The sequence below is a fragment of the Xanthobacter sp. YC-JY1 genome, assembly GCF_021730305.1.
In the GTDB taxonomy this organism is placed as follows: Bacteria; Pseudomonadota; Alphaproteobacteria; order Rhizobiales; family Xanthobacteraceae; genus Xanthobacter; species Xanthobacter flavus.
In genome coordinates, this window is the sequence record NZ_CP032674.1 from 5,072,705 (window position 1) to 5,099,195 (window position 26,491).

A 26,491-nucleotide genomic window follows, 5' to 3' on the forward strand; every position below is an offset into this window, starting at 1 on the left:
GTGAACTTGAAACGGGAGACCCCATGCTGCGGCGCATCTACCATATCGTTCTGGATGCGTTCTGGACCTTCTCCGCCGATGACGGCTGGGCGATCGCCAGCCATATCGCCCTGTCGGCGCTCATGTCCCTGTTCCCGTTCCTGATCTTCGTCACCGCGCTGGCCGGCTTTCTCGACCTTCGGCCGCTGGCGCAGGAGACCATCCAGCTCATTCTGGAGACCTGGCCGGAGCAGGTGGCCGGCCCCATCTCCCGCGAGATCTACAACGTGGTGAACCAGGTGCGCACCGATGTGCTCACCTACGGCGTGGTGCTCGCCCTCTATTTCTCCTCCAACGGCGTCGAGAGCCTGCGCATCGGCCTCAACCGCGCCTATGGCATGAAGGAGATGCGCTCGTGGTACTGGCTGCGGCTGGAATCCATCGGCTACGTGCTGATCGCTTCCGTCGCCATGCTGGCGCTGTCGTTCCTCGTGGTTCTCGGGCCGCTGCTGTGGCAGACGGCGGTGGCGCAGGTGCCGGCGCTGAAGCGGTTTTCGGGCACCATCACCGTTCTGCGCTTCGGCGCCACGTCCATCATTCTCGTGGTGTCGCTGCTGGTAGCGCATCTGTGGCTTCCGGCGGGGCGGCGCAAGCTCGCCGAGGTGGCGCCCGGCATTCTGGTGACGCTGGTCATGTGGCTGGTGGCGGCCACCGCCTTCGGCTTCTATCTGGCGGAATTTCCGGCCAATTATGTCACCACCTATGCCGGCCTCGCCTCGGTGATGATCGCGCTGGTCTTCCTTTACCTCACCGCCTCCATCTTCGTGTTCGGCGGCGAACTCAACGCCGCCATCAAGCGCGCCTTCGCGCCCGAGCCCTCCCACGACGAGGCCGAGGCGATGAAGGCGGTGTCCTGAGTCGGCGATGCGCGCGCTCCTCCCCGAGCCGCGGCCCGACGGCCGCCAGTCGGAGACCGCCCGGGCGGTCCAGCGCGGGGTGCTGCGCCATCTGGCGCTGGCGGGCATGGCCGGGCTGCCGGAATTCTCGCTGGTGAGCGGACGGCGGGCCGACATCCTCGCCATGGGGCCGAAGGGCGAGATCACCATCATCGAGATCAAGTCGTCGGTGACGGATTTCCGCACCGATGCCAAGTGGCACGAATACCGGGATTTCTGCGACCGGCTGATGTTCGCGGTGCCGGTGGACTTCCCGGTGGAGATCCTGCCCGAGGAGACCGGCCTGTTCGTTGCCGACGCCTTCGGCGCCGAATGCCTCCGGCCCGCCCCACTCCATCCCTTGCCGCCGGCGACGCGCAAGGCGCTCACCCTGCGCTTCGCCCGCGCCGCCGCCATGCGCCTCGCCGTGCTCTACGACCCGGACCTGCTGCGAGCGGAGATGTAGGGTCAAAGGATCACGGCCGTGGCGCATCGCGCCAGTCGGCCGAGAGGCCGAAGGCGCTGGAAAAGCCGCGTTCTCCGGCCGGCGTCAGCCGCAGCGCCCGGTTGTCAGCCGCGCGGTGAACCCATCGCAGATCCAGCAGCGCCGCGCCCAGGCGACCGGCGAGATGGGGCCGGCGCTCGCTCCAGTCGAGGCAGGTGCGGCAGAGCGGCCGGCGGCTCTGCGCCGCGTCATCGAGAGCGACGCCGAAATCGCAGAAGACGCGGCGGCCTGTGTCCGTCACCAGGCCCGCCCCATCGGTGAGGATCACATGGCCGTTGGCGCAGAGGGTGTCGGCAAGGGCGACGGCAAGGCGGCCGGCCATGTGGTCGTAGCAGGTGCGGGCGAGCCGCAGCGCGGCATCTTTCGGGCCGATGGGGTGATGGCGTTTCGGCCCGCCCGCGGCGATGGTCATCAGGGCGTGGAGCGCCTGCGCAACCTCCGCAGAGGCGAGGCGGTAGTAGCGGTGGCGCCCCTGTTTTTCGACCTTGACCAGCTCCGCCTCGGCGAGCCGTGCGAGATGGCCGCTGGTGGTCTGCGGCGTCACACCGGCGCGCTGCGCCAGTTCGCCCGCCGTCAGCGCCTGCCCGCCCATCAGGGCCGAGAGGATGTTGGCGCGCGCCACGTCCCCCATGAGGCGGGCGACTTCGGCAACGGTATTTCCCGAAACCATGTTCGACATGCGGGGACGCTAGCCGCCTGAACCACGCCCGTCACCACCGGACGTTTCGGCCACCGCCGAAGCATTGCCGGGACACCGTCCGCTAGAGAGCCCGACGAATGTCCTCGCGAGACCGGATCCTCAATGGCCCAAACACCCCGCTTCGGCACCGAGCTTCTTCTGCTGCTGGTGCTCTCGACCCTCTGGGGTGCGTCCTACACCTTCATCAAGATCGGGGTGGAAACCATCCCGCCTTTGACCTTCATCGCCGCCCGGACGCTGATCGCCGGCGGCCTGCTTGCCGCCATCCTCCGGGCGCGCGGTATGCGCCTGCCGGGTGATCGGGCCAGCTGGGCACGCTTCCTGTTTCAGGCCGGATTGAACAGTGTCGTGCCCTTCACTTTGATCGCCTGGGCCGAGCAGACCGTGGATGCGGGCGTCGCCACCATCCTGAACGCCACCTCACCCATCTTCGCCTTCCTGCTGACGGCCCTCGCGACTCGGCATGAGGCCGTGACCGCCCGCAAGCTGCTCGGGGTCACGGCGGGCCTTGCAGGGACAGGCTTCATCGTCGGGTTCGAGGCGCTGGAGGGGATTGGCCAGCAAGTGTGGGCTCAGCTCGCCATCGTCGCGGCCACGGTCTGCTATGCGGGCGCCGCCATATTCGGCCGGTCGTTCAAGGGGCTCGACCCGATGGTGCCGGCGGCGGGCTCCCTGCTCTGCGGGGCGGCGGTCCTTCTGCCGGTGAGTATCGCCGTGGACCGGCCCTGGATGCTTACGCCGAGCGCCAGCTCCCTCATCGCGCTCGGGCTGCTGTCCGTCTTCTCCACGGCGCTGGCGTTCGTCATCTATTTCCGGCTGGTGCGGACGCTCGGCTCCATCGGCACCACGGCGCAAGCCTATCTCAGGGTGCCCATCGGCGTGGCCATCGGCGTCCTGTGCCTCGGCGAGCGGCTGGCCCCCGATGCCTGGATCGGGCTTGCCTGCGTGGTTGCGGGTGTCGTCGCGATGACCTGGCCGACCCGCAGGAGCGCCTGACGCGCAGGAGAAGGGCCACGGGCGAACCGCTAGCGCGGCGCCCGAACCCCTGTCTGGCGGGCTCCGCTAGCGCGGAGCCCTTTTGGCCAGAATGCGCTGCAGGGTGCGGCGGTGCATGGAGAGTCGGCGGGCGGTCTCGGAGACGTTGCGACCGCACAGCTCATAGACCCGCTGGATGTGCTCCCAGCGCACCCGATCCGCCGACATGGGGTTCTCGGGCGGGGTCGGCTTGTGGTCGGCATTGGCGAGCAGCGCCGCGACCACGTCGTCCGCGTCGGCGGGCTTGGCGAGATAGTCCACGGCGCCGAGCTTCACGGCGGTGACGGCGGTGGCAATGTTGCCGTAACCGGTGAGCACGATGGCGCGGGCGCCGGGGCGGTTCTTCTTGAGGGCGGAGATGACATCGAGGCCGGTGCCGTCGCCGAGGCGCATGTCCACCACCGCATAGGCCGGGGCCGAGGTCTCGACGCGGGCGAGGCCATCCGCCACCGTCTCGGCGGTGGTCACCTCGAAGCCGCGGGCTTCCATGGCCCGCGCGAGGCGCTGGAGGAAGGACCGATCATCGTCAACGATCAGAACCGACCGGTCGTCCCCCACCTCAGGCATCTCGTTCATCGCGTCTTCCTCAATCCCTGATCGGCAATGCCGGCAAACAAGCACGAGCGATGCGGCTTTTACGCCGATCCGCCCGTAGATTAATCCAATGCGCGTCCCTTTGTCGCGTCTCCATCCACCTCGATCGCCAGCGCCTTGCGCGGCCAGTGGATGCCGATGACCGCGCCGGTGGCCGGCGGGACGCGGTTTTCAAAGGTCAAATTGGCCCCGGTGCGCTCCAGAAGCGTCTTGGCGATGAAGAAGCCAAGACCGAGGCCGCTTTCCGCCTCGAGGTCCGCATCCTGCCGCTCGCGGGCGCGGGATGTGACGTAGGGCTGGCCGATACGGCCGGAGATTTCCGGCGAGAAACCCGGCCCGTCATCGGCGACAACGATATCGAGGCCCGAAGGAGTCCACTGGGCGCTGATATCCACCCGCGTCGCGGCGAAATCGACCGCATTCTCCACGAGGTTGCCGAGGCCATAGAGCAGCCCGGGATTGCGGGCGATGACCGGGGCGTCGGGATCGTCCTTCACCGACACCGCGATGGTGATGCCGAAATTGCGGTGCGGCTCCACCACCTCCTCCAGCAGCAGAGCGAGGGGCATGCGATCGAACGGCGCGTCGCCGGATCTCAGCGAGGTCAGCGTCTGCAGGATGTCTCGACAGCGCGCGACCTGGTCGCGCAGCAGTGCCACGTCCTCGCTATAGGGGCTGTTGTCGCCGATGGAGCGGTGCATCTCCTTCACCACGAGGGCGATGGTGGAGAGGGGCGTGCCCAATTCGTGGGCAGCAGCGGCGGCGAGGCCATCGATGGCCGTGAGGTGCTGCTCGCGGGCCAGAACCAGCTCCGTGGCGGCCAGAGCATCGGCCAGTTCCCGCGCCTCCTCGGCTACGCGCCACGCATGCATGCCGATGAATCCCACGGCCACCGACAGGGACACCCAGATACCAGCTAGGTAAAGGTCCGGCAGCATCGGCACATCCGCTCCGGCCCACGGCAGCGGCCGGGTCCACAGGCCGACCGCGCCCGCGCAGGCCACCGCGAGGATGCCGAGCATCACCGTCGTGCTCCAGGCGAGCGCGGTGGCCGAAATCATCACCGGCGCGAGATAGAGCAGCACGAACGGGTTCTTCAGCCCGCCCGTCAGGTACAGCAATGCCGTAAGCTGGAGCACGTCATAGGCGAGCAGCGGGCCCGCGGCGGCGTCACCAAGCCGCCGGGCGACCGGATACTTGACCCGCAGGAGCACGTTCACCAGCGCGGAGAGGCCCACCACGGCGAGGCAGGAGGTCAGCGGCAGGGGGAAACCGAGGCCGAGATTGACCACGACCAGCGCCGCAATTTGGCCGGAAATAGCCAGCCAGCGCAGGCGAATCAGGGTGTCGAGGCGCAGGCCGAACGATCTGCCATGGGGCGGCGTTACAAAGGCGGTGGTCATGGAGTAGCGTTTCCGGTGTCCCGATGTGTGGAAGCGAGCCTCACGAAAGGGAATAGTGACCCTACTGCCATAGCAGCGGAACAATAGCGGTCTATGTCTTTTGTCGGCATTGACCAACCTTGGAAGTCGGCTCACGCTTGCGTCAACGTGCCGCCTTTCTAGGCAGCCAGCAATGGTGAGGACCACTCATGGCAATCGGCGAGTTCGCAAGTGCCACCCGGCTGCCGCGGCAAGGCGACATCGGTCTCTCGACTCCGCTCTACTGGATGTACGAGATGGGATACGCTGCGCTTAACCCATCCCGGGCCATGGCGGACGCCAGCCGTCTGTTCCTGAAAAACCCGATCAACCCGGTCTCGCATACCACCATCGGCAAGTCCATGGCGGCCGCCTGCGAGCTGTTCGAGCGCACCACCCGCCGCTACGGCAAACCGGACTGGGGCATCACCCACACTTCGGCCGGCGGCCAGACCGTGCCGATCCACGTCAACACCGTGTGGGAGCGGCCATTCTGCCGCCTGCTGCACTTCGAGCGCGCGTTCGAATATCCGCCGCGCCGCCCGCAGCCGCGCCTGCTCATCGTCGCCCCGGTGTCCGGCCACCACGCCACGCTGCTGCGCGGCACGGTCGAGGCCATGCTGCCCACCCACGACGTCTACGTGACCGACTGGATCGACGCGAAGCTGGTGCCCATGTCCGAAGGCCGCTTCAGCCTGTCGGACTATGTGGATTACCTCATCTCCATCTTCCACCGCATGGGCGGAAACTGCCACGTCATGGCCGTGTGCCAGCCGGCCGTGCCGGTGATGATGGCCATCGCCCGCATGGAAGCGGAGGAAGACCCCTTCGTTCCCCGCTCCATGGTGCTCATGGGCGGGCCGATCGACACCCGCGAGGCGCCCACCGCGGTGAACACGCTGGCTCAGGACCGCGGCATCGAATGGTTCCGGCGGAATGTCATCACCACCGTGCCCTGGCCGCACCCGGGCGCCCTGCGCGAGGTCTATCCGGGCTTCCTGCAGCTCAACGGCTTCATGTCCATGAACCTCGACCGGCACCTGCAGGCCCATTGGGACCTGTTCCGGCACCTGGTGCAGGGCGACGGCGACTCGGCGGAGAAGCACCGGGATTTCTACGACGAGTACCTCGCCGTCATGGACCTGACCGCGGATTTCTACCTGGAAACCGTGGAGAATGTCTTCATCACCCATGCCCTCCCCAAGGGCGAAATCATGCATCACTCCCAGGTGGTGAAGCCAGACGCCATCCACCGCGTGGCGCTGATGACGGTGGAAGGCGAGAAGGACGATATCTCCGGCATCGGCCAGACCAAGGCCGCGCACAAGCTCTGCCCCCGGATCCCCGAGGACATGCGGGCCCATTGGGAGCAGCCGGGCGTCGGCCATTACGGCGTCTTCAACGGCTCGCGCTTCCGTTCCGAGATCGCGCCGCGCATTTCCGACTTCATCCTCTCGCAGGAATTCCGCAGGGATGGCCGCGCCCGCCCCATGCCGGACCGCCCCGCGCCGGTGACCGCGGGGGAGGAAGAACCGGACGTGTTCGCCCTCAACAAGAATGTGACTGCGCTTTATCCCCGGATTGCGCCGACTTAGTACTGGCGGCGCGGCGAAATTCTTGGGAAGATGCCGGAGGTAACTTTGCCCCGGCTGACCAATGCTGTTTCGCCGCCAGACTCGCAATGAGGACCGCAAATCGTCGCTCCCGCCCAGCGCGGAGACGATCGAGTTGTTGCTCGACGACGAGTTGCTGCGCGTCATGGTCCGGCGCCATCCGCAGGCGCGCCGGCTGACGCTCCGGGTGCGCGCGACCTCCCGCGACGTCACCCTCACCGCACCGCCCCATGTGGCGCTTTCCTTCGCCCGCGCCTTCGTGGAGCGGCATCGCGAATGGGTGCGGGTCCGCCTCGTGCGCCTGCCGGAGGCCGTGCCCTTCGCGGATGGGGCGGTCATTCCCCTGCGCGGGGAACCCCACCGCATCGTCCACCGCCCCGATGCGCGCGGCACGGTCTGGATCGAGCCGGCGGTGCGCGGGATGCCCACGCTCTGCGTGGCCGGCGAGGCGCCGTATATGGCGCGCCGCGTGCAGGATTTCCTGAAGAAGGAGGCGCGGCGCGATCTTGCCGCCGCGGTCAAGCACTACACGCAGGCGCTCGGGGTCGAGGTCGGACGGCTCACGCTGCGCGACACGGCGAGCCGCTGGGGCTCCTGCTCGGCGCGCGGCGACCTCTCCTTCTCGTGGCGGCTGATCCTCGCACCGGCCTTCGTGCTGGATTACCTCGCGGCCCACGAGGTGGCGCACCGCTTGGAGATGAACCACGGGGTGCGCTTCTGGCGGCTGGTGGAGCAGGTCTGCCCCAACCGCAAGGAGGCGGAGGCGTGGCTGAGGCGCCACGGCTCCGAGCTCCATCGCTACGGCGAAGGTTGAGCTTCGCGGTGCCTCAGAGGGTCTTCTTGCGGCCGAGGCTGAACGCGCCGGGGCCGGCGGCGAAGTAGAACAGGAAGCCACCGATGATGGCGACATTCTTGAAGAAATGGATCTGCTGCCCGGCCTGAGCGGCCTCGGGGAACGTCCAGAACAGGTGCGACAGCAGTGTCGCGACGACGGTGAAGCCGGCAAGCCAGATCGCGGTGAAGCGCGGCCAAAGCCCGGCGATGAGGAGCAGACCGCCGATCACCTCGGTCGCTGCGGCCAGTCCCCCGAACACCATCGGCGCCGGAACCCCCTTGGCAGCGAGGGAGCCCGCAAATCCGGCCAGATTGCCGAGCTTGCCGATTCCCGCCGGCAGAAACAGAGCGGCGATGCAAAGTCGGCCCACCAGAAGGGCGAGATCATCAAGGCTACGCAAGTCGTCCTCCAACGCACACTTCCCGGAGCGGAAGCCGCAGAGTGTGTGATACCGCCGACGCTGCACTGCAACATCGGACAGGGAGGTTTCAGGACACTATTGCGTGTGGTCGCGCCCCGCCTGCTCGGCGGCGGCGAACATCAAACGGGCCGCCACGGGGAGCGCAACCGAGAGCCCGGCAAAGCGGAAAAGATGGTGCGCGCTCATGAAGGCCGGGTCGTAGCCCATGGCGAAGCCGAGGGCCGTCATGGCCTCCAGCGCCCCCGGCGCGAACGCCGTGACCAGCTTGCCGAGATCGTCTCCCGTCAGCCATGCGGCCAGCAAAGCGAACAGGGTCGAAATCGCCACCGCCACCAGGAAGGCCCCCAACGAGGCGAGCACATAGGCCCGGATGGTCGAAAGCGACGTGCCGATGAAGCGCACGCCCACGCTTCCCCCCAGAACCACGAAGGCCGGGATGAGCAGTTCCGCCGGCAGCACGGCGGTGGACAGGCGCGTGGCATGGAGCACGGCGCTGCCGGCGAGCGCGCCGAGGATGAGGCCGCCCGGCAGCTTCAGCCGCGCCGCGAGCAGCGCCGCGGCGGTGCAGACGACGAACAGGACGACGATCTCGCCGAGGGTCGAGACATGGGGTGGCGGCGGCACGCCGCCCGCCGTCATGCCCAGCGCCGCAAGCACGTTGGGCAGGGCCGCCACCAGCAGGAACAGCCGCAGCGTCTGGGCGAAGGCGACCTGCCGCAGGTCCGCATTGGTGTCCGCCGCCATGGCGACCACGGTACCGAAGGCGCCGGGCGCGGAGGCCCAGAAGGCGCTTTCCCGGCTCCAGCCGGCCACACGGGTGAGGAAGAGGGTGCCGCCCGCCATGGTGCCGAGCACGCTGGCGCCAAGGCAGGCCATGCTCACCGGCCAGGTGGCGGCGCGGGCGAAGGTCTCCGGCGTCAGCATGGTGCCCATGGAGGTGCCGAGCACCACGAAGGCGAGGAAGCGCAGCCATTCCGGCACGTCGATGCGCATGCCCGCCAGAGCAAGGCCGATGCAGGCGACCAGCGAGCCCGAAATCCACGCCGCCGGCAGGCCGAGCAGCGCGAAGATCAGCCCACCGAGGGCGCCGGCCCCCAGCGTCACCGCCGCCGAGGCGGCAGAGCGCATCCGGAAGGGCAGTCCCCTCACGCGGCGTCCGATCCCACAGGCCCGGTCCGCTCCAGCCAGGCGACGAGCCGCCGGCTCGCCTCGGCGAGCTGCGCATCGCCGCGCGCGAAGCACAGGCGCATGAAGCCCTCGCCGCCGAGGCCGAAGGCGGTTCCGGGGGCGAGGCCCACATTGGCCTCGTCCACCAGCGTGAGGCCGAGGCTGCGCACGTCGCGCCGGCCCTCGATGCCGAAGAACAGATAGAAGGCGCCGGGCGGCTTCACGAGGTCCACGCGCCCGGTGGCGAGCAGCGCATCGCCCACGAGATCGCGGCCACGGCGGGCGCGGGCGATCTGCTCGGCGACGAAAGGCTCGCCCTGATCCAGCGCCGCGATGGCGCCGCGCTGCATGAAGGCGGCGACGCCGGAAGTGGAATACTGGATGAGATTCTCGATGATCTGGCCGAGGCGCGGATGCGCCTCCAGCCAGCCGATGCGCCAGCCGGTCATCGCCCAGTTCTTGGAGAAGGTCTGGACGAAGAGGATGTGGTCCTCCTCGTCCATGATGTCATGGAAGGACGGGGCCCGCGCCTCTTCGCCGTAATAGAAACGGCCATAGATCTCGTCGGCGATGATCCACAGACCGTGGCGGCGGGCGAGGGACAGCACCGCCTTCAGGTCATCCAGCGTCGCCACGAAGCCGGTGGGATTGGCCGGCGTGTTCAAGAAGATGGCGCGGGTGGCCGGCGTCACCGCCGCAGCCAGCCGGTCGTGGTCGAGGGTGAAGCCCTCCGGCCCGTAATTGAAGGGCACATAGACGGCGCGCGCGCCGGCCTTCTGCGCCGCCGCCGCGGCATTGGGCCAGGTGGGGGAGGGAATGATCACCTCGTCCCCGGCCCCGGCCACGAGGGCCATGGCCACATGGATGGCCTGCATCCCCGATCCGGTGACGAAATAGCGCTCCGGCGCTTCCGGCACGCCATAGAGCCCGCTCATGTAGCGGGCGATCGCGGCGCGCAGCTCCGGCAGTCCCCGCTGCCAGGTGTAGAAGGTCTCGCCCGCGTGGAGGGCGGATGCGGCCGCCTCGCAGATGAAGGGCGGGGTGGGCACGTCGCCCTCGCCGGCCCAGAGCGGGATCATGCCGGGCCGATCGCGGCCGTAATTCATCACCTCGACGATGCCACTCTCAGGCAGCGCGCGCACGTGCTCGCGCACACGCTCCAGATAGGGATCCTCCACGGGCAAGGCGGGAACGGGCGCAGCAGGGGACATCATGACTTGCTCGCGGACACGAAGCGGGGTGGCGGCGCGGAGGGAAACCGGCGGATGCGCCGGCGCGACTTATAGAGCTTCGGCGCGCCCGTGCGCCATCAAATGAAGTGGCGATCCGATCAGTCCCGGTGATGAATCGCGCCTCCCGTTGCGGCATTGCACGGATGCAATGGCATCTTGCGAAGCGGGGCCGTTGCCGGTGCGGGGGTGGAGTTCTACGTCCTCAGCACCACACGCGCACCTTCGCGCCTTCGCCGGTTCAAACAGGATGCCCCCCATGTCGCAGACCGTCACCCCGGCCATCGATGCCGCCGCCATCGACCGCCTGTTCCTTTCCGCCCGCACCCAGAATGGCTGGACCGATGCCCCGGTCAGCGAAGCGGAAGTCCGCGCCCTCTATGATCTCGTGAAGTACGGCCCCACCTCCGCCAACACCCAGCCGGCCCGCTACGTGTTCCTCACCACCCCGGAATCCAAGGAGCGCCTGCGCCCTGCCCTGCCGGAGAGCAACCACAAGATCCTCGCCGCGCCGGTGGTGGCCATCATCGGCTACGCCCTCGACTTCCACGACAAGATCCCCGAGCTGTTTCCGCACTATCCGCAGTTCCGCGACCTGTTCGTCAACAATCCGGGGATGATCGAGCCCCACGCCTTCCGCAATTCCTCGCTGCAGGGCGCCTATCTCATCCTCGCCGCCCGCGCGCTCGGCCTCGATGTCGGCCCCGTCTCCGGCTTCGACGCGGCGAAGGTGGATGCTGAATTCTTCCCCGGCGGCACCACCAAGACCAATTTCATCGCCGCCATCGGCCATGGCGATGCCTCCAAGGTGATGCCCCGTCTGCCGCGCCTCGCCTTCGACGACGCCGCGCAGATCCTCTGATCGCGCCGCCATAACGAAAAAAGGGCGCCCCGCGGGGCGCCCTTTACGTTTGTGCCGGCGGCCTCAGTTGAGGCCGATGGTGGTCAGGTCCTGGAACCAGTGCTGGGCCTGCACGAAGCTCTTCACCTTGGGGGAGAGGGCGTGCGGGTTCACGTCGTGCACCACCCAGACCAGAACAGCGTCGTCCACCACCTGCTGGTGGACCTGGGCGAGCAATTCGTCCTGCTTCTTGGTGTCGAAGGTGCGCTTCGCCTCGTCGATGAGGGCGTCCACCTTGGGGTTCGAGTAATAGCCCCAGTTCACGCCCACCGGCGCCACCTGCCGCGAATCGAAGAAGCGGATGAGAGCGTAGAGCGGGTCGGAGGTGACATAGGCGATGTTGTTCGAGGTGATGCCCTCGTTCATCGGGTCCTTCGCCCCCTTGCGCCAGGCGGTGTAGAGCGCTTCCAGCTCCACCACCTTGAACTCCACGTCGATGCCGATCTCCTTGAAGCTCGCCTGCAGGAACTCGTTCATGGGCAGGGAGAGCATCTGGCCGGTGCCACCGGCGGCGATGATGAAGGTGGTCTTGAGCGGCTTTTCCTTGGAGTAGCCCGCCTCCTGCACCAGCTTCTTGGCGGCCTCGGGATCATACTTGAGGTCGAATGTGGGCTTGCCGAACCACGGGCTGGTCTTGTCCACCTGCCCCTTGGCCGGCTGGGCGAGGCCGTTCATCAGCTCCACCACGCCCTCGCGATCCACCGCAAGGTTCAGCGCCTTGCGCAGGCGGATGTCGGTCCAGGGCGAGCCGGGCAGCACGGAGAGGTGATAGTTCCACACGTGGGGCGTGACGTTGGTCACGAGCTTCATGCCGGCCGACTTCAGTTGCGGCACGGCGTCGGGCGCCGGCGTCTCGATGAGGTCCACCTGCCCGGCAAGCAGCGCGTTGGTGCGGGTCAGCGCCTCCGGCATGGGGATGAGAATCATCCGGTCGGTCTTGGGCAGGCGGGACTTGTCCCAGTAGTCGGGGTTCTTGACCAGCTCCAACCGCTCGCGCGGCACCAGCTTGTCCTGCTTGAAGGGGCCCGTGCCCGACGGGTTCTGGGCGAACTTGTCCCAGTCCTTGCCGAGCTTCTCGTACTGGGCCGGGCTCGACACCAGGAACCAGAGCATCTGGTAGGGGAAGAACGAGTCCACGTCCTTGGTGGTGATCTCCACCGTCATGTCGTCCACCTTGCGCCAGGAGGCGATGGACGGCAGGCGGGTCTTCACCTGGGCGGACTGGCGCTTGTCGAACTGGGGCGCCTTCTCGTCCAGCACCTTGTCGAGGTTCCACACCACGGCATCGGCATTGAAGTCCGAGCCGTCGTGGAACTTCACGCCCTTGCGCAGCGTGAACAGCCACTTCTTGGGATCGGCCGGATCGACCTTCCATTCGGTGGCGAGGCCGGGCACCAGCTTGCCGGGCCGGTCGGCCACGTTCATCTCCCAGGCGACCAGTGGGTCGTACAGGGTGTAGCCGGTGAATTGATAGGCACCTGCCCCACGATCAGGCTGGCCCGTGGTCTGCGGAATGTCCGCCATGGAGATGCCATAGCGGACCACGCTCTCGGCGCCAGCCGGCGCCGCCCCGGCAAGACCGAGGAAAAGCGCGGCGGCAAGAGAGGTTCGAAGCGTCCGGAAACGCAGCATCTATCATCCTTCCGTGAGTAAGCCCCACGGAAGGAAGGCAAGAGATATGCCGTATGCTTCGCTTTGCGAAACGGGCGTCAGCGGTTGCGGCGGGGCGGCCTGTTCGAGGACTTGCCCGAGGATTTGCCCCAGTTGAACACGCGGTGGGGGAACACCTCTCCGTTCTCGCCGTCGCCGATGGCGATGAGCGCGCCCTGGCAGGACACCGCCACATGGCCCTCGACGATGGGCGCGTCGCGGCCGCGCAGGATGATGCTCTGGCCGCAGCGCAGGCGATGGGCCTCCTGCGGCGTCACGTTGAGCTGGGGAATCTCCTCCAGCGCCACGGCGACCGGATCGAGCGCGTCCATCAGCGCCTCTTCGCTGGCCTCGGCGCGGTCACGCAGCTCGTCGAGGGGCACGAGGCGCTCCTCCAGGAACGGCCCGACGCAGGCGCGGCGCAGCTGGCAGATGTGGCCGCGCGAGCCGAGCATGCGGCCGAGGTCGCGGGCGATGGCGCGCACATAGGTGCCCTTGCCGCACTCGGCCTCCAGCACCGCATGGTCGGCGTCCGGACGGTCCATAAGCTCGATGCGGAAGATGGTGACGGGGCGCGCCTCCAGCTTCACCTCCTCGCCCTCGCGGGCCAGGTCATAGGCCCGCTCGCCGCCGATCTTCAGCGCCGAATAGGCCGGCGGCACCTGCATGATCTCTCCGCGGAAGGTGGGCAGGGCGGCGATGATCTCGTTGTCCGAGGGGCGCAGGTCCGAGGTTTCGACCGCCTTGCCCTCGGAATCGTCCGTGTCGGTCTCGACGCCGAAGCGCACGGTGAAACGGTAGGTCTTGCGGCCGTCCATCACGTAGGGAACGGTCTTGGTCGCCTCGCCGAAGGCGATGGGCAGGCAGCCGGAGGCCAGCGGGTCGAGGGTGCCGGCGTGGCCCGCCTTCTTCGCCCCGAAGATGCGCTTCACCACCGCCACCGCCTGGGTGGAGGTCATGGCGGTGGGCTTGTCCAGCAGCACCCAGCCGTCGAGGTCGCGCTTGGGCGCGCGGGGGCGGTTGTCCTGCTCGCGGCTGGGGCGGGGGGCGTCGCCGCTGTGGGGCGCTTCGACCGCTTCAGCAGCGACGGCGGTGTCGACAACGGATTCAACGATGGGCTCGGCGGCGGCTTCAGCCGCGGCTTCGGCAGTGGCTCGGACGGTCATTCGGCGTCGGTCTCTTTGTCGGTCGGATTCTGGTCGGGCGCATCCTCGCCATCGAGGTCGCGCTGCACCTGGGGGGAGCGCAGGAGGGCGTCCATACGCGCGCCTTCGTCGAAGGACGTATCCTTGCGAAAGCGAAGCTCGGGCACGCTCTTCAGCTCCACCCGCCGCGCCACCTCCCCCCGGAGGCGGCGGGCATTGTCGGCCAGCGCCTTGATGACGGGGGTGATGTCCTTGCCGCCGAGGGGCATGACGTAGCAGGTGGCGATCTTGAGGTCCGGCGACATGCGCACTTCGGGCACCGTGATGATGTGCCCGGCGAGCACCGGATCGATATGGTCGCCGCGGGACAGCACGTCGGCCAGGGCATGGCGGACAAGCTCGCCCACGCGCAGCATGCGCTGGGAGGGGCCAGCGGAGGGTTCGGCTCTTCTGTTCATTTTCGTTTCTTCTTGTCGTCTCATACAGCAGTGCTGCGGCGCATCCGGCCGCAAATCAAAATGAGCCCCGCCCCCGCCAGAAAGACAAAGGCTTCGAAACCATCTCGCGCACGGGAGCGGCAGCCCTCCAGCACGGCGGAGCGGTATGTCGCGTGGTCAAGCCACATGTCGGACACAGCCAACACCGCCAACAGGAGGAAGGCTGCCGCACCAGCGGTCGCGATCCAAAGACTGCGCGTGAACCAGGACAGCCCGCAGGCGAGAACCAGGCCCGCCACGGCAACGGGACCGAGAAAGCCGGTCGGGGCGTCCGCGCTCCCCCACTGCCCGGCGACCTTGTCGCAAACTTCCGCCAGTGCAGAGGCTTGCGGCAATGTGACGAGCAAAACGAGAGCGCCCGGCCACGCAAGGGCCGTTCCTGCCGCCCGGACTCGGGCAGAAGCAATTCGCCGTTCCATCACCAGACCTTTGGGCCGCGTGCCGCAGCGCGCTGTTGCCCGATGACACAGGGAATGGCCGGGTTTGGACCGTACCGCTCCGGTGGAGGGTGATGCGGCGTCGCCGTATTCACCCAGATACACGAGAACCTTTCTCCCGCGTGCGGGAGAAAGGTATTGCGTGTCTTGAGCCTCGCCTCACAGCGAGCGCTGGATCACCTCGACGCGGTAGCACTCGATCACGTCGCCAGCGCGCATGTCCTGGTAGTTCTCGAAGGACATGCCGCAATCCTGGCCGGCGTTCACGGTGTTGACCGCATCCTTGAAGCGGTTGAGCGTCGCGAGCTTGCCCTCGTGGATCACCACGTTGTCGCGGATGAGGCGCACGTGCTGGCCCTTCTCCACGATGCCGTCGGTGACCTGGCAGCCCGCCACCTTGCCCACCTTGGAGACCAGGAAGATCTCCTTGATGAGCGCGTTGCCCAGCATGGTCTCGCGGTTGATGGGCGCGAGCAGGCCGCTCATGGCCTTCTTCACGTCATCCACGAGGTCGTAGATGATGTTGTAGTAGCGGATCTCGATACCCGCCCGATCGGCCGCGTCGCGCGCTTCCTTGTTGGCGCGCACGTTGAAGGCGATGATCGCGGCGCCGGAGGTTTCCGCCAGCGTCACGTCGCTTTCGTTGATGCCGCCCGCGCCGGAATGGATGATGCGGGCCTGCACCTCGTCGTTGCCGACCTTCTCCAGCGCGCCGATGATGGCTTCCACCGAACCCGACACGTCGCCCTTGATGATGAGGGGGAATTCCTTCCGCCCCGAAGCCTTCACCTGGCTCATCATCTGCTCCAGAGAGCCGCGGATGGTGGCGGAACGGGCCGCCGCCTTCTCGCGCTTCTGGCGCTGGCGGTAATCGGTGATCTCGCGGGCGCGGGCCTCGTTCTCGACCACGGCGAGGCGGTCGCCCGCCTCAGGCGTGCCGTTGAAGCCCAGCACTTCCACGGGGAAGGAGGGGCCTGCCGCGTCCACGGTGGCACCGGTGTCGGAGATGAGGGCGCGCACGCGGCCCCACTCGGCGCCGGCCACCACGATGTCGCCCACGTGCAGGGTGCCGCGCTGGACGAGAACGGTGGCCACCGGGCCCCGGCCGCGATCGAGCTTGGCTTCCACCACGGTGCCTTCGGCGTCGCGGTTCGGATTGGCGCGCAGGTCGAGCAGTTCGGACTGGAGGGCGATCGCCTCCAGGAGCTTGTCGAGGTTGAGATGCTCCTTGGCGGAGACCTCCACCTCGAGCGTCTCGCCGCCCATGCTCTCCACCTGCACTTCATACTGAAGCAGTTCGGAGCGCACGCGCTCGGGCTTGGCGCCGGGCTTGTCGATCTTGTTGATCGCCACGATCAGCGGCACCCGCGCCGCGCGGGCGTGGTTGATGGCTTCCACCGTCTGGGGCATCACGCCGTCGTCGGCCGCCACCACCAGCACCACGATGTCCGTCACCTTGGCGCCACGGGCGCGCATGGCGGTGAAGGCGGCGTGGCCGGGGGTGTCGATGAAGGTGATCTTCGAGCCCGAGGGTGCGGTCACCTGGTAGGCGCCGATGTGCTGGGTGATGCCGCCGGCTTCGCCGGACACCACGTTCGCCTTGCGGATGGCGTCAAGCAGCGAGGTCTTGCCGTGGTCGACGTGGCCCATGATGGTCACGACGGCCGGACGCGGCAGCAGGGTCTCGGGGGCGTCCGGGGTATCGAACAGGCCTTCCTCGACGTCGCTCTCCGACACGCGGCGCACGGTGTGGCCGAGATCCTCGGCGATGAGCTCGGCGGTATCGGCGTCGATCACGTCGGTGATCTTCACCATCTGCCCCTGCTTCATCAGCATGCGGATCACGTCCACGGCCCGCTCCGACATGCGGTTGGCGAGTTCCTGGATGGTGATGGTCTCCGGCAGGATCACCTCGCGGGCGATCTTTTCCTTGCTCTCCTGCTGCCGGTGGCCGGTCATGCGCTGGGTACGGCGGCGGAACGAGGCCACCGAACGCTGGCGCTCTTCCTCACCCGACTGGGCGGTGACGAGCGTCAGGCGGCCGCGCTGCTTCTCCTGGCCGGCGGGGGCGCGGGGCACCTTGACCGGGGCGACCGGACGCGCGGGACCACGGCGCACGGCGCCGCCGCCACGGCGTTCCTCTTCTTCGCTGCCACCCTCGGTCGGGGCGGTGGTGCCGGCCGGACGGGGGGTGAGCGGACGCGCGGTGGTCGTGCCGGCGGGACGGGCGCTCGCGCCCTGGTCCTCGCCGCCGAAGCGCTTGCGCGCTTCCTGCTCGGCCTTGCGCTTCTTGTCTTCTTCCTGGGCGCGGCGGGCCTCGTCCTCGCGCTTGCGGGCCTCGGCGGCCTCACGCTCGGCGCGCTCGGCACGCTCGCGCTCGGCGCGGCGACGGGCCTCCTCCTCGGCCGCGCGGCGCTCCTCGGCCATGCGCTGCTCTTCGACCGCGCGGACGCGGGCGTCGGCAAGCGCGCTGGCGCGGGCGTTGCGCTCTTCCTCGGTCAGGGTGCGCAGCACCACGCCGGAACCGCCGGGACGCTGCTGGCCGGGACGGGCCGGACCACCACCACCGGGACGGCGGTCACGATCCGAACCGGGACCACCGGAACGCGGCGGCTGGCCGGGCCGCGAGGGCTGGCCGGGGCGCGACGAGGACTGGCCAGCGGAACCGGGACGCGAGGTCTGGCCGGACGCGGAACGCGGTCCCTCGGAGGGACGCGCGCCGGACGGCGCGGACGGACGGGCCGCGGTAGGCGCAGACGGAGCCGCCGGCTTCGGCGCGGGAGTGGGAGCCGGAGCGGCGGCCACGGGAGCGGCGGGCGCAGCCGCCTCGACCTTGGCAGGAGCCGGCTCGGCCGCGACCGGAGCCGCAGGCGCCGGAGCAGGTGTGGGGGCGGGAGCAGCCGGTGCGGCAGGCGCCTTCGCTTCCACCGGAGCGGCCGGCGCAGGCGCGGCGGCAGCCGGAGCGACAGGAGCGGGAGCGGCCGGAGGCGCAGCAGGCGCCTTCGCCTCTACCGGGGCGGCCGGTGCAGGCGCGGCGGGAGCCGGAGCGGACGGAACGGGAGCAGCCGGTGCGGGGCGGGCGGGAGCCGCCGGAGCGGCAGGCGCCTTCGCCTGTGCAGGCGGGGCAGCCGGAGCCGGCGCCGCTGGCGCGCTCCCGTGGCCTGCCTCACCTGGGGCGATGACGCGGCGCTTCACCTTCTCGACCACGACCGCCTTCGAGCGGCCATGGCTGAAGCTTTGGCGCACCGTTCCCTGCTCCACCGGGCGCTTCAGCGTGAGCGTCTTGCCGGGGGCGGGATGCAGCGTCTTGTCGCCTGGGGTCTTGGTGTCGTTCATTCCGTATCCGTTCCTTGCATCCGGCCGGGGTCATGCGGGAGATCAGCACCATGGCTCAAATCGTTGCCATGGCTGGGGTTTGGACCCTGCCCGAGCGTCTCGCCGATGGACGTACCCGTCCGCCAGCGCGAGAGCCTGTGGCAGCGCTCCAGAAACCCTTTGGCCGTCGGATGCGCGAGCAGCGCCGCATGTACCACATTTGACCGCCCTAACGCCAAGTCCAAATCGATGCCGGGAAAGCAATCGACCACGGCAGCCGCGCGGAAACCGGCAGCCTCGACCTGTCGCAGGAGGGCATTGAGCTTGCGCACCCCGTCCGGGCGCGCGTCACTGGCGTTGAGGACGACCAGCACATCGCCGGTGCCCAGGGCCGCCTCGACCTTGGTGTGCCCCGTCACGACCCGTCCCGCCTTGTTGGCGAGGGAGAGGGCGGCGAGGGCGTCCTTGTAGAGAAGCCGATCCACCAGATCGGCGAGATCGGGCGCAGCCTTGCCGCGGCCCTTGAAGGCGCGGCCGAAGGCCTTTTTCTTCAGCGCCGTTTCGAGATCGGCCCGCGTGGCGCCCACCCAGGCACCGCGGCCGGGGAGCTTACGCGAAAGATCCGGGATGATGGCGCCATCGGGCGCCATCACGAAACGCAGCATGTCGGCCACCGGCAGCACCCGCCGCGTGGCGAGGCACAGGCGCGACAAGGGTGCCCGCGCCGCAGACAAGCTGCGCGGCCCTCCGTCCGTCTCGTCCTCGTCCAGTATCGCGAGCACCAGTGGTCATCTCCTTAGGCTCAGGCGTCTTCGGCCGGGGCTTCTTCACCCTCGGCTTCAGGCTCGGCCTCGATCCAGCCCGCGGTGACGCGGGCCTGCATGATGAGCGCTTCCGCGTCCTCGCGGGAGAACTCGAATCCGTCCAGCGCGCCGGCATGGCGGATGGTCTCGCCATCCTTACGCTCGCTCCAGCCGATGAGATCGTCGGTGGCGCAGCCGGCGAGGTCCTCGACGGTCTTGATGTCGTTCTCGCCGAAGGCCACCAGCATCTTGGAGGTGACGCCGGGCACGTCCTTCACCTCGTCCTCGACGCCCAGCTCCTTGCGGCGGGCATCGAGCGCCTCTTCCACCTCGGCGAGGTGCTTGAGAGCGCGGGACTGCAGTTCGGCGGCGGTGTCCTCATCGAAGCCTTCGATGGAGGCGAGTTCGGAGATCGGCACGTAGGCGATCTCCTCCACCGAGGTGAAGCCCTCGGAGGTGAGCAGCTGGCCCATCATCTCGTCGAGATCGAGGGCCTCGGAGAACATCTTGGTGCGCTCGGCGAATTCCTTCTGCCGCCGCTCGCTCTCCTCCTGCTCGGTCATGATGTCGATGTCCCAGCCGGTGAGCTGGGTGGCAAGGCGGACGTTCTGGCCGCGGCGGCCGATGGCCAGCGACAGCTGGGCGTCGGGCACCACCACCTCGATGCGCTCGCGATCCTCGTCGAGCACCACCTTCACCACCTCGGCGGGGGCAAGGGCGTTGACGATGAAGGTGGCGATGTCCGGGTTCCAGGGGATGATGTCGATCTTCTCGCCCTGCAGCTCGTTCACCACCGCCTGCACGCGCGAGCCGCGCATGCCGACGCAGGCGCCGACCGGGTCCACGGACTGGTCGCGGGAGATGACGGCGATCTTGGCGCGGGAGCCGGGATCGCGGGCCACCGCCTTGATCTCGACGATGCCGTCATAGATCTCGGGCACTTCCTGCGCGAACAGCTTCGCCATGAACTGGGGATGCGTGCGGGAGAGGAAGATCTGCGGGCCGCGCGGCTCGCGACGCACGTCGTAGATGTAGGCGCGGATGCGATCGCCGGTCTTCACCGTCTCGCGCGGCAGAAGCTCGTCGCGGCGCAGGATGCCTTCGCCGCGGCCGAGGTCCACGACCACGTTGCCGTACTCGACGCGCTTCACGAGGCCGTTCAGCACGTCGCCGATGCGGTCCTTGTACTCGTCATACTGCCGGTCGCGCTCGGCCTCGCGCACCTTCTGCACGATGACCTGCTTCGCACTCTGCGCGGCGATGCGGCCGAAATCGAAGGGCGGCAGCGTGTCGGCGATGGTGTCGCCCACCTGCGCCGCGGGATTGTGGCGGCGGGCGCCGTCCAGCGTGATCTCGGTGGCGGTGTTCTCCACCTCGTCCACCACGAGCAGGTGACGCGCCAGGCGCAGCTCGCCGGTGCGCGGATTGATGTCGGCGTGGATGTCCGTCTCCTGGCCGTAGCGCGAGCGCGCGGCCTTGGCGATGGCATCTTCCATGGCGGCGATCACGATGCTGCGGTCGATGGACTTCTCCCGCGCGACCGCATCGGCGATCTGCAGGAGCTCCAGCCGGTTTGCGCTGACGGCGACCATCAGTGCTTCTCCTTCACGCTGCTGGCGTTGGCCGAGGAGGCGGACGTCTCGAGGCCCGCCTTCTTCTTGGCATTGGACTTCTTTCCATCGGGCTTCTTGCCCGCGACCTTGGATTTCTTCGCCTTCTTGCCGGCGACCTTGCCGGTGGCGCCCTTGTTGGCGACCGGGCCGCGCGCCGACTTGGCAGGCGCCTCTGCCGGCTCGCCGTCCAGATCGCCCGGCTCGAACGTGTCGTCGGCCTCCAGCGGATCAACCTCGGAATCGAGGAAGTCCTCGGCGTCCTCGTCCAGCTCCTGCCCGGCGGCCTTGGCCGCGCGCAGTGCCTCGCGGATGAGGGCATCGGTGAGCACGAGGCGGGCGTCGTGGATATCGCGCAGGGGCAGGCGGACGGTGGGCTCCTCGTCGGCGCGCGCATCGGTGCGGCGCACCAGCGCATCGCCGTCCTCGGCACCGGTGAGGATGCCGCGGAAGCGCTTGCGGCTATCCACCGGCACGCTCATCTCCACCTTCACCTCATGGCCCGCCCAGCGCACGAAATCAGACAGCCGCACCAGCGGCCGGTCGATGCCGGGAGAGGACATTTCCAGGCGGTAGGCGCTGGCGATGGGGTCTTCCACGTCAAGCACCGGCGACAGGGCGCGCGAGGCGGCCTCGCAATCGTCGATGGACATGGTGCCGTCGGGGCGCTCGGCCATGATCTGCACGGTGCCGCCGTCGCGGTTCGTCACCTTCACGCGCACCAGGCGATAGCCAAGGCCGCCGAGCACGCCGGAAGCGATGGCGGCGACGCGGGCCGCCACTCCGGTCTCGGTGATGAGGCGCGGCTCGTTGGGATCGTCGAGCACGGCGTTGATCTCGGTCATGTCACTCCGGGCGCGGATCGCTTCGCACCGGCTGTCCGCCGGGCGTCGTCCGCTGGTTCATTTTCCGCCGGGCGCGGCGGCTCGGCACCGGCGCCCGAAATTCATATGGCCATCAGGCCCGCCCGGCACCCCGGAGGGCGCATTCCGATGTCGCTGGACACCGGATAAGCAGAAAAGGAGCGGGTCCCGACCGGGGCCCACTCTCATCACCTTCGACTGCGATGGCGCTGAGGCATCCCCATGGGGGACGGCGCTAATATAGACGGAAATGCCGGAGGCGCAAGTCTGCCGTTGCGAACCGGCGGGACCCGCGCCCAGCGCATGGCACGTCCGCCATACCCGAACCCGCCCGCCGCAATTGCGCCGCACGCAGGGTGTTGAAGGCCGCCGACCGCGCTCCGCCTCGACCCGTCGACGGAGACGCCAGCGCCGAAGAGCCCGCCATCGCCGCATCGTGATGGCCCGTCAGCGCCTGATCCGCCACCGCTGCCGGATCAACCAGACATTCGAACCGCCGGCCCGAGCGAGGATCAAGTCCTTGCGTTTCTCGACCGGACCGCGCGACCGCCGGGATGGAGCGCTCCATCCCGGCGGTGCATGCCTTCAGGCCAATCCATCCAGCTCCTGATCGGTCAGCGCGCCCGGCACGATGGTGACCGGAATGGGAAACCGCGCCGCATGGCCGGCGGCGAGGGAGGCCACCAGCGGCCCCGGCCCGTCCTTTCCGGTCCCGGCGGCCAGCACCAGGATGGCAATGTCGCGGTCCTCGTGGATCACGGCTCCGATGGCTTCCGCCAAGGCGCCCTCGCGGATCACGGTTTCCGGGGCGACGCCGGCCACCTGCCGCGCCCGCGCGACATATTTGGCGAGCCGGGCCTCCATCTCCTCATGCGCCTCGGCCCGCATCAGGTCAGCGACGCCGAGCCATTGCTGGCTGACGCCTTCAAGTTCCAGAACCCCCAGCATCACCACCCCGCCCTCGGTGCCGGCGGCGCGGCGGGCGGCGTAATAGACGGCGCGGTCGCATTCCGGGGTATCGTCCACCACCACCAGGAACTTGCGACGATGCCCGGGTTCGCGGCTCTGGCGCGGGGCTACGGTCCGCGTGGGGATCATGACGGCTCTCCCGGATCGGATCTCTGGGGCGGGGCCGCCCATGGTGGCACGGCGGCGGGGGCGCGGGGGAGAGGATTTTCCAGCCCTCCCCACCCGGTTCGCATCGGGCGCCGCATGGGCTAGAGGGAGACGTCAGAGGCAATCGCGACGCCGCCCGGCGTCCGAAGGGGAAAGGACCAAGGCGTGTCGGAACTCAAGCTCGATCAGGCCCAGACCATCGTCACGACCGCGCTCGCCCATGCCCGGGCCGGCAGCATGAACCCGCTCGCGGTCTGCGTGCTCGACGCGCGCGGCGCGCTCAAGGCGGCCGGCTCCGAGGACGGCACCAGCCTCAACCGCATGGACATCGCCCTCGGCAAGGCCAAGGGCGCGCTGGCGCTGGGCATGGGCTCGCGCGCGCTGTTCAAGCGGGCGAAGGACCAGCCCTTCTTCATCGCCGCCGCCACCTCGGCTATCGGCGGCTCGCTGATCCCGGTGCCGGGCGGCGTGCTGATCCGTTCCGGCGACGGCAAGGTGATCGGCGTGGTCGGCATCTCCGGCGACACCTCCGACAATGACGAGGCCTGCGCCATCGCCGGCATCACCGCCGCCGGCCACATGCCCGACCAGGGTGCCGACTGAGCGCCATTGCCCGTCCACGCACGGGCGGGGCGCGCGCCCGGAGGCGGCGAAACATTCCGCTGGCCGGGCGCGGAAATTTGGCTATAGTCCGCCGCGCGGACGGTGCCCCTCGGGGCGCCGCGTTTCCTGTTGGCGGCATAATATGCTGATAACCATACGGAAACGGCAACGGGCGGTCGCTGGACCGCACCCGCGTTTCGCACACCCTCGACCGTGCTGGACGACATCCCGGCCCGGCCGACCGGAGACCGAGAGCCTGCCGCTACCTCCTGGAGGGACCCGGCGCCAGGGCTTCCGGCTCCTTCCCACTCTCTGTTGAAAGGATTGACCGATGTCGATCACGGCAGAGCGCAAGCAGGCGCTCATCAAGGACTTTGGTGCCAAGGACGGCGACACGGGTTCGCCCGAGGTGCAGGTGGCGATCCTCACCGAGCGCATCACCAACCTCACCGAGCACTTCAAGTCCCACAACAAGGACAACCACTCGCGTCGCGGGCTGCTCAAGCTCGTCTCGCAGCGGCGCAGCCTCCTCGACTATCTGAAGAAGAAGGACGAGGGCCGCTACAAGTCCCTCATCGGCCGTCTGGGCATTCGCCGCTGACGCCGGTTACCGGCGCCGGCCGGCGACAGGCTGGCGCCGCGCGCCCCCGCCACGGGGGCGCGTATACGCAGCGGGCATGGGGCCTGCTGCGGGTCCGTGAATGGAAGAAGCCATGGCAGGATCGCCGGACGCAACCGTCGGAGCCCCCGTATGAGGGTTTGGCTTCGCGCGGCGCGTCCGGCCGTCTTGCTCATGGCTTTTTTCGTTCGCGCCTGAACTGAAAGAGCAAGACATGTTCGACATCCACCGCGAAGAGCTGGACTGGGGCGGAACCACCCTCACCCTCGAGACGGGCAAGATGGCCCGCCAGGCCGACGGCTCCGTGCTGGCCACCTATGGCGACACCAAGGTTCTCGCCACCGTCGTTTCGGCCAAGGAGCCGAAGCCGGGCCAGGACTTCTTCCCCCTCACCGTGAACTACCAGGAAAAGACCTACGCGGCCGGCCGCATCCCCGGCGGCTACTTCAAGCGCGAGGGTCGTCCGTCCGAGAAGGAGACGCTGGTCTCCCGCCTCATCGACCGCCCGATCCGCCCCCTGTTCCCCGAGGGGTACAAGTGCGACACCCAGGTGGTCGTCACCGTGCTGGCGCATGACCTCGAGAACGATCCGGACGTGGTCGCCCTGGTCGCCGCCTCCGCCGCGCTGACCCTCTCCGGCATTCCCTTCATGGGCCCGGTGGGCGCCGCCCGCGTCGGCTTCATCGACAATGAATATGTGCTGAACCCCACCGTCGACGAGGTGAAGGAAAGCTCCCTCGACCTCGTGGTCGCCGGCACGGGCGACGCGGTGCTGATGGTGGAATCGGAAGCCAAGGAGCTGCCCGAGGAGATCATGCTCGGCGCCGTGATGTTCGGCCACCGCCACTTCCAGCCGGTGATCGAGGCCATCATCAAGCTAGCCGAGAAGGCCGCCAAGGAGCCCCGCACCTTCGCGCCGCTCGACGTCTCGGAGATCGAGGCCAAGGTGAAGGAGATCGCCGAGCACGATCTGCGCGCCGCCTACAAGATCAAGCAGAAGCAGGACCGCTACGCCGCCGTCGGCGCCGCCAAGTCCAAGGTGAAGAAGTATTACGAGGAGCTCGCCATCGGCGGCACGACCGTGCCGAACCCGCAGGTGGTCTCCGAGGTGTTCAAGGCGCTCGAAGCCAAGATCGTGCGCTGGAACATCCTCGATGACGGCATCCGCATCGACGGCCGCGACGTGCGCACCGTGCGCCCGATCGTCTCCGAGGTCGGCATCCTGCCGCGCGCCCACGGCTCTGCTTTGTTCACCCGCGGCGAGACGCAGGCCCTCGTGGTCGCCACCCTCGGCACCGGCGAGGACGAGCAGTTCATCGACAGCCTGGAAGGCACCTATAAGGAGCACTTCCTGCTGCACTACAACTTCCCGCCCTTCTCCGTGGGCGAGACCGGCCGCATGGGCTCGCCCGGCCGCCGCGAGATCGGCCACGGCAAGCTCGCCTGGCGCGCCATCCGCCCCATGCTGCCGGCCAAGCACGAGTTCCCCTACACCCTGCGCGTGGTGTCGGAGATCCTCGAGTCCAACGGCTCGTCCTCCATGGCCACCGTCTGCGGCACCTCGCTGGCGCTGATGGATGCCGGCGTGCCGCTGCGCCGCCCGGTGGCGGGCATCGCCATGGGCCTCATCCTCGAGGATGAGAAGTTCGCGGTGCTCTCCGACATCCTCGGCGACGAGGACCACCTCGGCGACATGGACTTCAAGGTGGCCGGCACGGAGCAGGGCGTGACCTCGCTCCAGATGGACATCAAGATCGCCGGCATCACCGAGGAGATCATGAAGGTCGCCCTCACCCAGGCGAAGGACGGCCGCGTCCACATCCTCGGCGAGATGTCCAAGGCCCTCACCACCGCCCGCGCGGAGCTCGGCGAGCACGCCCCGCGCATCGAGGTGATGAAGATCGCCGTGGACAAGATCCGCGAAGTGATCGGCTCCGGCGGCAAGGTGATCCGCGAGATCGTCGAGAAGACCGGCGCCAAGATCAACATCGAGGACGACGGCACCATCAAGATCGCCTCCGCCTCGGGCGACTCCATCAAGGCCGCCATCAACTGGATCAAGTCCATCGCTTCCGAGCCGGAAGTGGGCCAGATCTATGAGGGCACGGTCGTGAAGGTGGTGGACTTCGGCGCCTTCGTGAACTTCTTCGGCTCCAAGGACGGCCTCGTCCACGTGTCGCAGATGGCCAACGAGCGCGTCGCCAAGCCCTCCGACGTCGTCAAGGAAGGCGACAAGGTGAAGGTGAAGCTCATGGGCTTCGACGAGCGCGGCAAGACCCGCCTGTCCATGAAGGTGGTCGACCAGACCACCGGCGAGGACCTGGAAGCCAAGGCCAAGGCCGAGCGCGAAGCCGGCCGCACCGCCTCCGAAGGCGAGGCCGGCGCGGCGGAGTGATCCTCCGCATCAGCGTTGAATTGAGAAGGGCGGCCGCGAGGCCGCCCTTTTCTTTTCAGGGTCCCACAGCGCTCCTAAGCGCGACAATGTTCCCACAGAAATC

At 68.4% G+C, this 26,491-nt stretch carries 24 protein-coding genes; 9 read left to right on the forward strand and 15 right to left on the reverse strand.

Going from position 1 to position 26,491, the window contains the following annotated elements:
• Window positions 1-23: 23 nt before the first annotated feature.
• Both D7006_RS23820 and D7006_RS23825 read left to right on the forward strand, forming a co-directional pair.
• Window positions 24-896: a YihY/virulence factor BrkB family protein gene (locus D7006_RS23820; protein WP_169122118.1), complete on the forward strand. Its 873-nt coding sequence runs from the start codon at window positions 24-26 to the stop codon at window positions 894-896.
• 7 nt (window positions 897-903) lie between these two features.
• Complete coding sequence (locus tag D7006_RS23825; RefSeq protein WP_169122119.1) at window positions 904-1,380, forward strand: MmcB family DNA repair protein; 477 nt, start codon at window positions 904-906, stop codon at window positions 1,378-1,380.
• 10 nt (window positions 1,381-1,390) lie between these two features.
• On the opposite strand, the gene D7006_RS23830 is transcribed toward D7006_RS23825, so the two are convergent.
• Complete coding sequence (locus D7006_RS23830) at window positions 1,391-2,089, reverse strand: helix-turn-helix transcriptional regulator (protein WP_237354807.1); 699 nt, start codon at window positions 2,087-2,089, stop codon at window positions 1,391-1,393.
• Between the two features lie 132 nt (window positions 2,090-2,221).
• Between D7006_RS23830 and D7006_RS23835 the strand changes: the two genes are divergently transcribed.
• A complete protein-coding gene (locus D7006_RS23835) occupies window positions 2,222-3,115 on the forward strand; it encodes a DMT family transporter (RefSeq protein ID WP_237354808.1) in 894 nt (297 codons plus the stop codon).
• A gap of 66 nt (window positions 3,116-3,181) precedes the next feature.
• On the opposite strand, the gene D7006_RS23840 is transcribed toward D7006_RS23835, so the two are convergent.
• Both D7006_RS23840 and D7006_RS23845 read right to left on the reverse strand, forming a co-directional pair.
• Entirely contained in the window at window positions 3,182-3,730 is a 549-nt protein-coding gene (locus D7006_RS23840; protein ID WP_169122122.1) for an ActR/PrrA/RegA family redox response regulator transcription factor, read from the reverse strand.
• A gap of 80 nt (window positions 3,731-3,810) precedes the next feature.
• Window positions 3,811-5,151 (reverse strand): ActS/PrrB/RegB family redox-sensitive histidine kinase, encoded by a 1,341-nt coding sequence (locus tag D7006_RS23845; protein ID WP_169122123.1) that lies wholly within the window; start codon window positions 5,149-5,151, stop codon window positions 3,811-3,813.
• A 188-nt stretch (window positions 5,152-5,339) separates the two neighbouring features.
• Between D7006_RS23845 and D7006_RS23850 the strand changes: the two genes are divergently transcribed.
• Complete coding sequence (locus D7006_RS23850; RefSeq protein WP_305852697.1) at window positions 5,340-6,764, forward strand: polyhydroxyalkanoate depolymerase; 1,425 nt, start codon at window positions 5,340-5,342, stop codon at window positions 6,762-6,764.
• Window positions 6,765-6,897: 133 nt separating this feature from the next.
• Entirely contained in the window at window positions 6,898-7,596 is a 699-nt protein-coding gene (locus D7006_RS23855) for a M48 family metallopeptidase (RefSeq protein WP_229645161.1), read from the forward strand.
• Window positions 7,597-7,609: 13 nt separating this feature from the next.
• Here D7006_RS23855 and D7006_RS23860 read toward each other — a convergent pair whose 3' ends face one another.
• The 3 genes from D7006_RS23860 to D7006_RS23870 all read right to left on the reverse strand — a co-directional run bounded on the left by D7006_RS23860 (window position 7,610) and on the right by D7006_RS23870 (window position 10,419).
• Entirely contained in the window at window positions 7,610-8,017 is a 408-nt protein-coding gene (locus D7006_RS23860; protein WP_237354809.1) for a DoxX family protein, read from the reverse strand.
• 96 nt (window positions 8,018-8,113) lie between these two features.
• Window positions 8,114-9,187: an AbrB family transcriptional regulator gene (locus tag D7006_RS23865; protein WP_237354810.1), complete on the reverse strand. Its 1,074-nt coding sequence runs from the start codon at window positions 9,185-9,187 to the stop codon at window positions 8,114-8,116.
• Complete coding sequence (locus tag D7006_RS23870; protein WP_237354811.1) at window positions 9,184-10,419, reverse strand: pyridoxal phosphate-dependent aminotransferase; 1,236 nt, start codon at window positions 10,417-10,419, stop codon at window positions 9,184-9,186. Before D7006_RS23870 ends, D7006_RS23865 begins: the two co-directional genes overlap by 4 nt.
• 274 nt (window positions 10,420-10,693) lie before the next feature.
• On the opposite strand from D7006_RS23870, the gene D7006_RS23875 reads away from it, so the two are divergent.
• Window positions 10,694-11,296: a malonic semialdehyde reductase gene (locus D7006_RS23875; protein ID WP_237354812.1), complete on the forward strand. Its 603-nt coding sequence runs from the start codon at window positions 10,694-10,696 to the stop codon at window positions 11,294-11,296.
• Window positions 11,297-11,359: 63 nt separating this feature from the next.
• Here the strand turns inward: D7006_RS23875 and D7006_RS23880 are convergent, their stop codons facing one another.
• The 9 genes from D7006_RS23880 to D7006_RS23920 all read right to left on the reverse strand — a co-directional run bounded on the left by D7006_RS23880 (window position 11,360) and on the right by D7006_RS23920 (window position 22,753).
• Window positions 11,360-12,967, reverse strand: a complete 1,608-nt coding sequence (locus tag D7006_RS23880) for an ABC transporter substrate-binding protein (protein WP_237354813.1) — start codon at window positions 12,965-12,967, stop codon at window positions 11,360-11,362.
• Between the two features lie 77 nt (window positions 12,968-13,044).
• Window positions 13,045-14,151 carry a tRNA pseudouridine(55) synthase TruB gene (gene truB / locus D7006_RS23885; protein ID WP_237354814.1) on the reverse strand — a complete coding sequence of 369 codons (1,107 nt, stop codon included), beginning with the start codon at window positions 14,149-14,151 and terminating at the stop codon, window positions 13,045-13,047.
• On the reverse strand, window positions 14,148-14,588 hold the full coding sequence (gene rbfA / locus D7006_RS23890) for a 30S ribosome-binding factor RbfA (protein ID WP_237354815.1): 441 nt from the start codon (window positions 14,586-14,588) through the stop codon (window positions 14,148-14,150). The genes truB and rbfA overlap by 4 nt, the downstream gene beginning before the upstream one ends.
• 20 nt (window positions 14,589-14,608) lie before the next feature.
• A complete protein-coding gene (locus D7006_RS23895; protein WP_237354816.1) occupies window positions 14,609-15,169 on the reverse strand; it encodes a hypothetical protein in 561 nt (186 codons plus the stop codon).
• 54 nt (window positions 15,170-15,223) lie between these two features.
• Window positions 15,224-18,400 (reverse strand): translation initiation factor IF-2, encoded by a 3,177-nt coding sequence (gene infB, locus D7006_RS23900; protein ID WP_237354817.1) that lies wholly within the window; start codon window positions 18,398-18,400, stop codon window positions 15,224-15,226.
• Window positions 18,397-19,044 (reverse strand): RNA-binding protein, encoded by a 648-nt coding sequence (locus D7006_RS23905; RefSeq protein ID WP_237354818.1) that lies wholly within the window; start codon window positions 19,042-19,044, stop codon window positions 18,397-18,399. The genes infB and D7006_RS23905 overlap by 4 nt, the downstream gene beginning before the upstream one ends.
• Before the next feature lie 137 nt (window positions 19,045-19,181).
• Window positions 19,182-20,774 (reverse strand): transcription termination factor NusA, encoded by a 1,593-nt coding sequence (gene nusA / locus D7006_RS23910; protein ID WP_169122133.1) that lies wholly within the window; start codon window positions 20,772-20,774, stop codon window positions 19,182-19,184.
• Window positions 20,774-21,637, reverse strand: coding sequence for a ribosome maturation factor RimP (gene rimP / locus D7006_RS23915; protein WP_237354819.1), 864 nt, complete (start codon window positions 21,635-21,637; stop codon window positions 20,774-20,776). Before rimP ends, nusA begins: the two co-directional genes overlap by 1 nt.
• 603 nt (window positions 21,638-22,240) lie before the next feature.
• Window positions 22,241-22,753 (reverse strand): universal stress protein, encoded by a 513-nt coding sequence (locus tag D7006_RS23920; protein WP_169122135.1) that lies wholly within the window; start codon window positions 22,751-22,753, stop codon window positions 22,241-22,243.
• A gap of 183 nt (window positions 22,754-22,936) precedes the next feature.
• Here D7006_RS23920 and D7006_RS23925 point away from each other — a divergent pair, with 183 nt between their 5' ends.
• The 3 genes from D7006_RS23925 to pnp all read left to right on the forward strand — a co-directional run bounded on the left by D7006_RS23925 (window position 22,937) and on the right by pnp (window position 26,388).
• Window positions 22,937-23,374, forward strand: a complete 438-nt coding sequence (locus D7006_RS23925) for a heme-binding protein (RefSeq protein ID WP_169122136.1) — start codon at window positions 22,937-22,939, stop codon at window positions 23,372-23,374.
• A 331-nt stretch (window positions 23,375-23,705) separates the two neighbouring features.
• The gene (gene rpsO / locus D7006_RS23930; protein ID WP_024281319.1) at window positions 23,706-23,975 is read left to right on the forward strand and encodes a 30S ribosomal protein S15; all 270 of its coding nucleotides are present in this window, start codon (window positions 23,706-23,708) and stop codon (window positions 23,973-23,975) included.
• Window positions 23,976-24,207: 232 nt separating this feature from the next.
• Entirely contained in the window at window positions 24,208-26,388 is a 2,181-nt protein-coding gene (pnp, locus tag D7006_RS23935; protein ID WP_169122137.1) for a polyribonucleotide nucleotidyltransferase, read from the forward strand.
• Window positions 26,389-26,491: the final 103 nt, after the last annotated feature.

Bases quoted from the DNA above. Each gene is read 5' to 3' on its own strand.
- D7006_RS23820 (WP_169122118.1), top strand. From the start codon at position 24: ATGCTGCGGCGCATCTACCATATCGTTCTGGATGCGTTCTGGACCTTC.
- D7006_RS23825 (WP_169122119.1), top strand. From the start codon at position 904: ATGCGCGCGCTCCTCCCCGAGCCGCGGCCCGACGGCCGCCAGTCGGAG.
- D7006_RS23830 (WP_237354807.1), bottom strand. From the start codon at position 2,089: ATGGTTTCGGGAAATACCGTTGCCGAAGTCGCCCGCCTCATGGGGGAC.
- D7006_RS23835 (WP_237354808.1), top strand. From the start codon at position 2,222: ATGGCCCAAACACCCCGCTTCGGCACCGAGCTTCTTCTGCTGCTGGTG.
- D7006_RS23840 (WP_169122122.1), bottom strand. From the start codon at position 3,730: ATGAACGAGATGCCTGAGGTGGGGGACGACCGGTCGGTTCTGATCGTT.
- D7006_RS23845 (WP_169122123.1), bottom strand. From the start codon at position 5,151: ATGACCACCGCCTTTGTAACGCCGCCCCATGGCAGATCGTTCGGCCTG.
- D7006_RS23850 (WP_305852697.1), top strand. From the start codon at position 5,340: ATGGCAATCGGCGAGTTCGCAAGTGCCACCCGGCTGCCGCGGCAAGGC.
- D7006_RS23870 (WP_237354811.1), bottom strand. From the start codon at position 10,419: ATGATGTCCCCTGCTGCGCCCGTTCCCGCCTTGCCCGTGGAGGATCCC.
- D7006_RS23875 (WP_237354812.1), top strand. From the start codon at position 10,694: ATGTCGCAGACCGTCACCCCGGCCATCGATGCCGCCGCCATCGACCGC.
- D7006_RS23880 (WP_237354813.1), bottom strand. From the start codon at position 12,967: ATGCTGCGTTTCCGGACGCTTCGAACCTCTCTTGCCGCCGCGCTTTTC.
- truB (WP_237354814.1), bottom strand. From the start codon at position 14,151: ATGACCGTCCGAGCCACTGCCGAAGCCGCGGCTGAAGCCGCCGCCGAG.
- rbfA (WP_237354815.1), bottom strand. From the start codon at position 14,588: ATGAACAGAAGAGCCGAACCCTCCGCTGGCCCCTCCCAGCGCATGCTG.
- infB (WP_237354817.1), bottom strand. From the start codon at position 18,400: ATGAACGACACCAAGACCCCAGGCGACAAGACGCTGCATCCCGCCCCC.
- D7006_RS23905 (WP_237354818.1), bottom strand. From the start codon at position 19,044: ATGCTGCGTTTCGTGATGGCGCCCGATGGCGCCATCATCCCGGATCTT.
- nusA (WP_169122133.1), bottom strand. From the start codon at position 20,774: ATGGTCGCCGTCAGCGCAAACCGGCTGGAGCTCCTGCAGATCGCCGAT.
- rimP (WP_237354819.1), bottom strand. From the start codon at position 21,637: ATGACCGAGATCAACGCCGTGCTCGACGATCCCAACGAGCCGCGCCTC.
- D7006_RS23920 (WP_169122135.1), bottom strand. From the start codon at position 22,753: ATGATCCCCACGCGGACCGTAGCCCCGCGCCAGAGCCGCGAACCCGGG.
- rpsO (WP_024281319.1), top strand. From the start codon at position 23,706: ATGTCGATCACGGCAGAGCGCAAGCAGGCGCTCATCAAGGACTTTGGT.
- pnp (WP_169122137.1), top strand. From the start codon at position 24,208: ATGTTCGACATCCACCGCGAAGAGCTGGACTGGGGCGGAACCACCCTC.